7 protein-coding genes are annotated in these 9445 nt (G+C 46.3%); 4 read left to right on the plus strand and 3 right to left on the minus strand.

Annotated features, from left to right (window positions below):
* Positions 1 to 55: 55 nt before the first annotated feature.
* Complete coding sequence (locus FU659_RS37650) at positions 56 to 2491, minus strand: LuxR C-terminal-related transcriptional regulator (RefSeq protein ID WP_147950179.1); 2436 nt, start codon at positions 2489 to 2491, stop codon at positions 56 to 58.
* Between the two features lie 17 nt (positions 2492 to 2508).
* Positions 2509 to 4539, minus strand: a complete 2031-nt coding sequence (locus FU659_RS25700) for an ATP-binding protein (protein WP_147950180.1) — start codon at positions 4537 to 4539, stop codon at positions 2509 to 2511.
* Positions 4540 to 4910: 371 nt separating this feature from the next.
* Here FU659_RS25700 and FU659_RS25705 point away from each other — a divergent pair, with 371 nt between their 5' ends.
* Both FU659_RS25705 and FU659_RS25710 read left to right on the plus strand, forming a co-directional pair.
* A complete protein-coding gene (locus FU659_RS25705) occupies positions 4911 to 5324 on the plus strand; it encodes a hypothetical protein (protein ID WP_147950181.1) in 414 nt (137 codons plus the stop codon).
* The gene (locus FU659_RS25710) at positions 5317 to 6510 is read left to right on the plus strand and encodes a cyclic nucleotide-binding domain-containing protein (RefSeq protein WP_147950182.1); all 1194 of its coding nucleotides are present in this window, start codon (positions 5317 to 5319) and stop codon (positions 6508 to 6510) included. The genes FU659_RS25705 and FU659_RS25710 overlap by 8 nt, the downstream gene beginning before the upstream one ends.
* Positions 6511 to 6561: 51 nt before the next feature.
* On the opposite strand, the gene FU659_RS25715 is transcribed toward FU659_RS25710, so the two are convergent.
* The gene (locus FU659_RS25715; protein ID WP_147950183.1) at positions 6562 to 6900 is read right to left on the minus strand and encodes a hypothetical protein; all 339 of its coding nucleotides are present in this window, start codon (positions 6898 to 6900) and stop codon (positions 6562 to 6564) included.
* Between the two features lie 222 nt (positions 6901 to 7122).
* Here FU659_RS25715 and FU659_RS35805 point away from each other — a divergent pair, with 222 nt between their 5' ends.
* Both FU659_RS35805 and FU659_RS25720 read left to right on the plus strand, forming a co-directional pair.
* Entirely contained in the window at positions 7123 to 7293 is a 171-nt protein-coding gene (locus FU659_RS35805) for a hypothetical protein (protein WP_187274397.1), read from the plus strand.
* A 48-nt stretch (positions 7294 to 7341) separates the two neighbouring features.
* Positions 7342 to 9445: Ig-like domain-containing protein (locus tag FU659_RS25720; protein WP_222708641.1), on the plus strand; the 2104-nt coding region annotated here is incomplete at its 3' end.

Below are 9445 nucleotides of genomic sequence, written 5' to 3' on the forward strand. Positions count from 1 at the left end.
AATTCAATTTCAGAAGTTGGACAAATATGGACGAACTGTAATGCTGCATCAGGTTTTAAATAGGACGTTGTCGCGTACTTTGACCGAGCAGCTTTAATTCCTTGGCCTGTGCTATTGCTTTTGTGCGCCGATTGACCTTTAACTTGGCGAAAATATTTTTCACATGAACCTTCACTGTGCCTATGGCAATAATCAGGTGATCGGCAATTTCCTTATTGGACAATCCTGCCGCTAATAATGCGAGCACTTCCAACTCACGATCAGTGAGAGGTTCCTCCATCATACTAGGCAGCGGCTGCGCTTCTTCCTCCATACCAGGCTCTGAATAAGATTGCTCGGTCGAGCTTTGAAGCACACACATCAACACGCCATGTGACGCCATAGCCAGAATAACAGCCATGCGATCGTAAGTGAACACACCGCTTGCAAGCTTGTTTTCAAGGTAAAGAACGCCCAGCATAGTGCCATGAACAGTTACCGGAATACACAAGGCAGATTGAGGCCTGTACTTCGCAATATACGGATTGTGAATCAGCCAACTTTCTTCTCCTCCGCTATAATGGACCTCCTCCTGTGTACGATAGACATATCTGATGATCCCTTCCGGCAAGAGGGAACTGTCATTCATTTCTATAGGAAACGGGATATCTTGCCCCTCTGAATCCGCATATACTTGAATATAAAGTGCATCATTGCTGCCGTTCAGCAGGGCACCCTTGCTTGCTCCTGCATATTTCATGATGGTATTCAATATTTCCGCAAGCACCGTATCCATGTCCAGCTGATTCGTGATCGCCTGAGTTGTTTTGAGGATAGCCGCGAGATCAATGCTGTCAACAGAATTGGACTCGTTCCTAAAGGCAGATGTTCCCGCCGATTGCGCCGCATCACCCCGGCTTACCGACGTCTGTTCGCTTTCAAACGTTTGATCAACGTCCTCTTGCTGCTGCCAGTGCAGCATGAGCTCCTCCAATTGCATGACTTTCACAGGTATTTCCCATTGATTGTAACCCTGAACAGCCAATTGCAAATAAAATAATGCTGTCTTTTTCTTGCCATGCCTCCAATAGTGGATGGCTGCGAGCTCACCTGCAAGGCTTGTCACCTGCATATGGCCTTGCTCTCTCGCCTCACGGATAGTTTTGTCATATAACTCCTCAGCCATGATGAATTTCCCGGAGGCACGCGCATATTCGGCTTGAAGGAGATACTTCCTAGATTGAAAATTATTCGGGCTCCATGCTGCCCATTTTCTGAAACGACGAAGATTGATAATCACCTTTTTTTTCATATGCGGCAGCTTCCACGACTGTGTATGGGTGGCCAATGCGGCGAGTGATTCATAAAATAGGCATTCCGGCAAATGAGGCAAATGGGTAGCATAAGCCTCGTAAGACTCCGCTTGCCGAGCCCAACGGATAGCTTCCTCATAACTGCCTAGCAAATAGCAAAGCTGAGTCTTATACGTGCTATATTGAAATAAGGTGGTGGCCGAAGTTTCCTCCTTGTGAATCCGGTTTATAAATTCCTCTTCTTCAAAGCCAGTGCCGCTAAACGAGTCCGGTGCAGCCGTCCTACCCTGAAGAGCGAGAATAAATTGCTGATACAGGTAAAAGTTTTGTTTTACAAACTCATCATTTGTTGTATCAAGCACTGCCATATAGTCTGCTATCGTTCTTGCTAATTCGCTTAACGACGTTCTTGTGTACAAGGAATTAACATGCGCGCCGATTGCATAACTGGCAAACACATAGTCCCCCGAATCCATGCCGAAACGAAGCGCCTTTGCCAAATAAGCATCCCCCTCGCGGGCATTTCCGGCAAATTGGCAGAGTACCCCGCCGAAAACCGTATAGGTTTTACTTTTAATTGAATGAATATTGTAATGCTCGGAAAGCTCCACTCCTACCTTGCCGATGGCATAGCCCTTATTGAATTTGCCTAATGAATTACCCAAAACCATGCCATATGCCGAATAAAAAGCCGCGGAAACAGGGGTGTTTCCATATTTGAGTGATAGTTGAATGGCTCTGCACATCAGTAGAAAATAGACCTTTTTATTGGTAAAGAAGGTAGAGGGAACAATCGCAAAAATCAAATTCATGGCGGTAATCCGCTCTTTATCAGACATTTCTTCTAAATGAGCGAGTCTGCCATATCGATTACGCAGCAGCGCCTCAATTCGCATCCCTTCAATCAGGAGCAAGATGTTTCCCGGATTGGGCGAAATGATAATGTGATGTTCCCTTAGGCTTTCTAAGCCGAGAGCAGTACTTTCCAAATATTTTCCTTGATTGATAAACTGCATAATTCTGATCATTTGCACCCTGCTCCGCTCAACCGGATTGCGCGCATGACCGAGTAAGAAATCGATTTCCTGATTAGACTTCATATGATTGCCGCATAAATATTCGCATTCCGCTTTTTGGGCATGCAATTCAAAGATGAGATCGAACTCATTGTCCCAATCTTCCGCTGACAGCAGTTCCACCCCTTTTCCGAAATACCCTAAGGCAATATCGTAGGCGGACGCGCCTTGGCACGGTTTCCCACTTCCAGATTCAATTTTACGAGCTGTAAGATCTCCTGTACGTCCGTTATTATTACAGAGCCCTGATTAAGATGATTGACAGCATCAAACGAGTTGTCTCCATATCCGGCATCCTTCCCGTTCATGCTTCTGCCTATTTGGAGATGGATAATTTGTTTCGTTTTATCATCGATTAGACTGTATATCAGTTTCTGTATACTATCGTGAGCAAAACGAAATTTATCTGTTTCAAACGGCAAAATCATTCCTTCGGCTTCAATCGTGGACCATTCTGCAATCATATCCTCTATTTCTCGATTCGCAACGCGAGCTATCAAATGAGGGTGAAATGTGCTTCCTACACAGGATGCAATTTTGAGCAGCTCCTGTGCATCACTTGAAAGACGGTGCAGCCTGTGCGCCATCAGATCATTGATGGCATAGCTCGGTCCCTGCTCGATAATTTGTCCCAAATCCCATTGCCAGCAACGCTTCTCGTGGTTGTACAGCAGAATGCTATCTCCCTGCAAGCGGAGCAATATTTGTTTAAAATGAAACGGATTACCGCCTGAGTTATGATACAGCAATTCTGTCAAGGATAACGTTGTGTCGGCTTGGCTATTTAGTGTCTCCATAACGATATGGTTCATTTGCGTAAGGTTCAGTGGAGACAGATGAATATGATGGACAAAAGCTTGATCTGTGACACTTCCGTCTGCTTCGTACCCCGGCAGCTTGCTAAGGTCTGTTTCCGTATGGCGATAAGCGCAGACAAACATCAAATATTGGCATTCCGGATCGCATAAGAGTGCATGAATTAACTGGAGAGACGAAGAATTTGCCCATTGCAAATCATCGATGAACAGGACGATCGGATGTTCTTTTGAAGCAAGTGCTTGCACAAATTTGCGAAAAACATAAATGAACCGTTTTTTCGACTCATTGGCCGGAAGCTCTTCCGCAGCCGACATAACGCCCAATATCAGCTCGGCTTCAGGAATAATCGCTGTAATGACGTTGGCATTTGCGCCCAAAGCTTCTCTCAGCTTTCCTTTCCATAGCTCGGACTGGAACTTTCGTTCCCCTAGCAAATGACGCATTAATCCGCGAAATGCCTGAATGATGGGATGATAGGGGCTCTCTTTTGATATTTGTTCGAACTTTCCCGTGATATAGAAAAAATCTTGTGAATGCTGTTGTTTTCGAAATATTTCATCCATCAAGCTTGTTTTTCCGATGCCGGCTTCTCCTGAAATGTATACCATTTCTGTTGACCCGAAGCAAGCGGAATAAAAGGCTTGCGTCAGCATGGAAATTTCATACTCTCTGCCGTGAAACCCCGGCTCCGTGAAGAAAGTATCGTGAGAACGTCCTATTTTATCCAAATCCGCTATTAGAAAAGCGGCATTCTGGTAACGTTTATCGGGATTTTTTTCCAATAACTTCATGATAATAGAAGCTAGACTGTCAGGTAAATGTGTTCTTTGATTTGTAAGCGGCAGAGGGCTTGTTGCTAGATGCATATACACCCATTCGAGCGGATTGTCGGCTAGAAAAGGCAGACGGTCAGCCAGCATTTCATAAAAAATAACGCCTAAAGAGTATAGATCGCTACGCTCATCTACAGATCTTAGCATCCTGCCTGTATGCTCGGGTGAGCAATAGGGCAAGCCTGCTTCCAAAATGCCGTGGGTCGGACGGACATAGCCATGATTCGAACGATACACCGCATAGCCTGAATCGCTCAAATAAGCCTCTTTTCCATTTGAATGAACACCAATCCGCTCCGGCCGTAAATCGAGATGAACGATCTGCTGCTGATGAAGCTTTCCGACAGAGGCCGCTATTGCCCTGGCAAGGCTGAGAAACACATCCGGCTTCATGCACATTTGTCCATTCATAAATTCCCTAAGCGTCATAACATCTTTATGATCCGGCGTCAAATCAGTGGCATGCATTTCAAGCTCTGATTTGACGGTTTGACTCTCCATATGATTGTTTACGTCCATCTTCAAACACCTCTACCATCATCTAGCTTTTACATTCTATTGTAATGGAAGAGCTGCGCGAATTACAGACAACTAAGGACGAAATCTGACAATTAGATCCACGATCATGGATTGCTCCCACTGCGCCTTTCACTCACGCCGGAATGTCCGTGTCGTCCACGAAGCTTCTCAAGGAAAATCTAATACTTTTTTTGAAGAAGATACTCCTTTATAGGTATAGAGAAATTGAAGGATTTGCTCTAATTTTATAAGGGAACACAAGACAGAAGGAGGCGAGCATCATTTTAAAACCATATAAATGGGCAATTCTTAGAATTCTTTTCCTAGCTTTTAATATCGCTTGTGCATGCACAGGGGGATTACTGGGCTTTTTGTTCGCACCAGTCATTTCGCGGATTTATTTTAGAGATTATAAGTTTTGGCGGTATACGAAGTTTTATATTCCGATGGTCAAGAATTTTTGGAGGATTGTATACCGCAATATAACGGACAAGAAATACCGCGAAATGTTCTCTGTTCCCTTTATTTCTCCCCCGATGCTAGGTCCGGAACGGACGGTCGTTCAAGTCACGGAAAACTGGACAACAGGCACGCAGGATTGCAATACGTGTCAACGCTGCTGTACGATTATCGATTGCCCGCTGCTGGATAAGAATTCTGGGCGTTGCAAAAGCTATGATTCTTTCTTTTGGCGCTATTTTAACTGTGGACGATATCCGTTGAACCAAAAACAAATTGCTTATTATGGGTGCCCTAAATGGGAAGTGATTGCTCCCAATGAGTAATAGCATGGGCATTCGATCAAAAATAGTACACGAAGAAGCTTATTCAGAAACGGTAGAGCGCCGCAGCTTGCTTGTCACCAATTTTGACATGCCTTCCGCTAATCCGCTCCCCCGGGAATGGGAAGCTTTCTTAGCTGCATTGCGTATTGTGAGTTATGCCCCTCAAGCGGATATTGTGCGAGAGGGCGAGCAAGGGGATGCGTTATATGTCATTGAAAGCGGCATGGCTACTGTGTGGCAAGAGGATAAGCAGGGGGGACGCCGCCAAGTCGGGGAATTACATAAAGGGGATATTATTGGGGAGCTCTCACTATTAACTGGAGCTTCACGTGCAGCCACGGTATCAGCAGTGATGGAGGTATCAGCGATTCGTCTGAATCGTCAAGACTTTGAAGATTTGCTGCAAGCGTATCCTTCGCTTAGCGGTTTGTTTTTGAGTAAAAATTATAAACGCCTTTCTGCATCTTATTACGAGCTAGAACAAAAAAATGGTGAATTAATAACTGCCCTTCATGCAAGAGTGGAGCTTAGTTCATTGTTTATTTGTGTTGTATTGCTGATGAGTGTCTATGCATTTATTCTGGGATTCTTTAAATCGGATACATTTTTGTCATTATCCTTCGCGAATACGTTAGCGTTTGTGCTTACGCGTTTTTTGGAAGTCATTACATTGCTGATTATTCTATGGATTTTACGTTCGAGTCGAATGCCGTTAAGGGAGTTTGGAGTAAATGCGAATGACTTTGGGAAGACAGTTTTTGAATCCATCTTAGTCTCGGCCGCTGTGGTCGTTGGACTCATCGCACTTAAATATGGAGTTCTCCAATTGGAGCTTAACCCCTTTCCTAACCAAATCTTAATCAACTGGCATTACTGGGATTGGACCTATGTTAGCTATATAGTGGTAGCACCCTTGCAGGAATTTATTGCACGAGGCGTCTTTCAGAACACGGTAGCTCGACTAATCGTTTCAAAGCGGGCAGTATTCTGGTCCATTCTGATCACCTCTGTTCTATTCGGCGCTTTACATTTACATACTTCGATTGGTCTTGGAATGGCTGCGTTCATGACTAGCTGGTTGTGGGGTTGGATGTTTGCCCGTCAACGTACTTTGATCGGTGTAGGCCTTTCTCATTTTATCATTGGCAATTGTGCAGGTTTATTAGGTTTTTGGACGATATTCTAAATCAATTTTAGAACAGATAGCGGAGGGGCAAAAGTAGGCTGTCCATGCCGACTATTCGCCGAAGCCAGCCATCAGTGCAGTGCACACGATAACGATTACGGCTGGAAAGACAGAAACCGGATAAGTCCATTTGTAGATTCCTTTTCTATAGATCATCCAAGCTAAAGCAATCGCACCTAGAACGGTATACGGGTAGCTATTTAAAGCATAATAGAACACCAAGATAGGCCATTGCTGCTCCGAGCCTGGTGCATCGAACAGCATGACGGAGAACATGGATAAAAAATACCATGCAGGCAGTAAAAGAATGTAAAGAATATGGATGACCACGTTTATAACGAATGCCGTCCGTTTACCTCCAGAGCGGGCTGTTGTTGACATTGTTAACATGTTGCTCCCCTTTCTTGCTGGTTCACTTATTCTCAAGGAAAATCTAACGATATCATATAGCGTCATAATGGAAAACGCCATACCTCTAAAGGGGTAGTAAGTACGGTCGTGCGTTTCGTGTTTTTAATAAAGATACTCCTTTATAGGTATAGAGAAATTGAAAGGCATGCACTATTTTATTAAATGAATCAAGAATTTTGGGAGAGGTTTCGGTGGTAGTAAATGGAAACTGCAATTATTGCATTTGTTGCAAGTATCATTGTTGGAATTGGAATTTACATTTCGGTATGGTGGGATACCGGAAAGATGACTTGGACATTTACCAAATGGTACTTCGGCATTATTTTCCTGATAGCGCTCATTTGCGGGGGGTACGCTCTTTACGTGAGTTAATCGTTGATATAAAAAATGGCATGAAGATATGAACGGAGGATGAAAGTCTTGAAAAGAAATAAACGCTGGATTGCCATGATTCTTATATTCATGGTTACTTTAGGAGGGCTAACTGGTGGAAATGCTGCCGCTGCAGGTGCGGTTGTCTTGGATCAAGATCAGCCAAATTACTCTGGTAATATTTGGGTTAATCGTGATAATTCACGTTATCAGACGTTTACCCCTGCAATTACAGGTAATCTCACAAAGATTGATATCAACACATTTTATGTTTTAGACCCCCCTGAAGTAATCCAACTGATCCTTTATAAGGAGGGCGATCTTTCGACGCCGCTTGCCACAGCGCAATTGAGGGGTGTCAGCCTAGGCTGGGTATCGTTAGATTTCTCTGGGGCCCCGCCGTATTTGAAGAAGGACACGATGTATAGAATGGTTGTCTCCACGGGAGGAGATGCTGGTTTTGGATGGAATGGCAGCAATAGCAATCCGTATACAAGAGGTTATTCAGGAATTTCTACTTATGACTATACTTTCAGAACTTACATGATTGCGGATAATTCGTTATCCCTGGGAGGGAGCGAGGTCTCTAGTGCGAATTCCAGTCTTGTAGCTGATGGGACAAGTCAGACGACGGTTAGTGTGAAGCTGAAAGACGCACAGGGTAATGCTTGGACAACTGGGGGAGCGACGGTCGCCATCGCTTCAACGTTTGGTACGGTTGGCCCAGTAACGGACAACCATAACGGCACCTACACGGCGACGCTGACGGCTCCGACGACGGTGGGAACCGCGACGATAAGCGCCAGTGTTGGAGGAAATGCAATAGCAGCGACGGCCTCCGTTCAGTTCGTGCCCGGGGGGCTGTCAACAGCGAAGAGTACGGTTGAAACAGACGATGATTATTTGACCGCTGATGGGACCAGTCAGACGACGGTAAGCGTGAATCTGAAAGACGCGCAGGGCAATGCTTTGACGACCGGAGGAGCGACGGTCGCGATCACTTCGACGTTAGGCACGGTTGGCCCTGTAACAGACAACCATAATGGCACTTACACGGCGAGGCTGACAGCACCGACGACGGTGGGAACCGCGACGATAAGGGCCAGTGTTGGAGGAAGTGCAATAGCAGCGACGGCCTCCGTTCAGTTCGAATCCGGGGGGCTGTCAACAGAGAAGAGCACGGTTGAAACGGGCAACGCTACACTAACCGCTGACGGAATCAGTCATACGACGTTAAGCGTGAAGTTGAAAGACGCGCAGGGCAATGCTTTGACAGCTGGAGAAGCGTTGGTCAGAATCACCTCGACGTTAGGCACGGTTGGCCCTGTAACAGACAACCATAATGGCACTTACACGGCGACGCTGACGGCTCCGACGATGGTGGGCACCGCGACGATAAGCGCCAGTGTTGGAGGAAGTGCAATAGCAGCGACGGCCTCCGTGCAGTTCGTGTCAGGGGGGCTGTCAACAGAGAAGAGCACGGTTGAAATGGGCAACGTTACTCTGACCGCTGACGGAACCAGTCAGACAACGATAAGCGTAAATCTGAAAGACGCGCAGGGCAATGCTTTGACCACCGGAGGAGCGACGGTCGCGATCACTTCGACGTTAGGCACGGTTGGCGCAGTAACAGACAACCATAATGGCACCTACACGGCGACGCTGACAGCCCCGACGACGGTGGGAACCGCGACGATCAGCGCCAGTGTTGGAGGAAGTGCAATAGCAGCGACGGCCTCCGTTCAGTTCGAGCCCGGGGGGTTGTCAACAGAGAAGAGCACAGTTGAAACGGGCAACGCTACACTAACCGCTGACGGAATCAGTCATACGACGGTAAGCGTGAAGTTGAAAGACGCGCAGGGCAATGCTTTGACAGCTAGAGAAGCGTTGGTCAGAATCACCTCGACGTTAGGCACGGTTGGCCCTGTAACAGACAACCATAATGGCACTTACACGGCGAGGCTGACAGCACCGACGACGTTGGGAACCGCGACGATAAGGGCCAGTGTTGGAGGAAGTGCAATAGCAGCGACGGCCTCCGTTCAGTTCGAGCCCGGGGGGCTGTCAACAGAGAAGAGCACGGTTGAAACGGGCAACGCTACACTAACCGCTGACGGAATCAGTCATACGACGTTAAGCGTGAAGTTGAAAG

This window comes from Paenibacillus sp. N3.4 (assembly GCF_008017805.1).
Taxonomy (GTDB): domain Bacteria; phylum Bacillota; class Bacilli; order Paenibacillales; family NBRC-103111; genus Paenibacillus_E.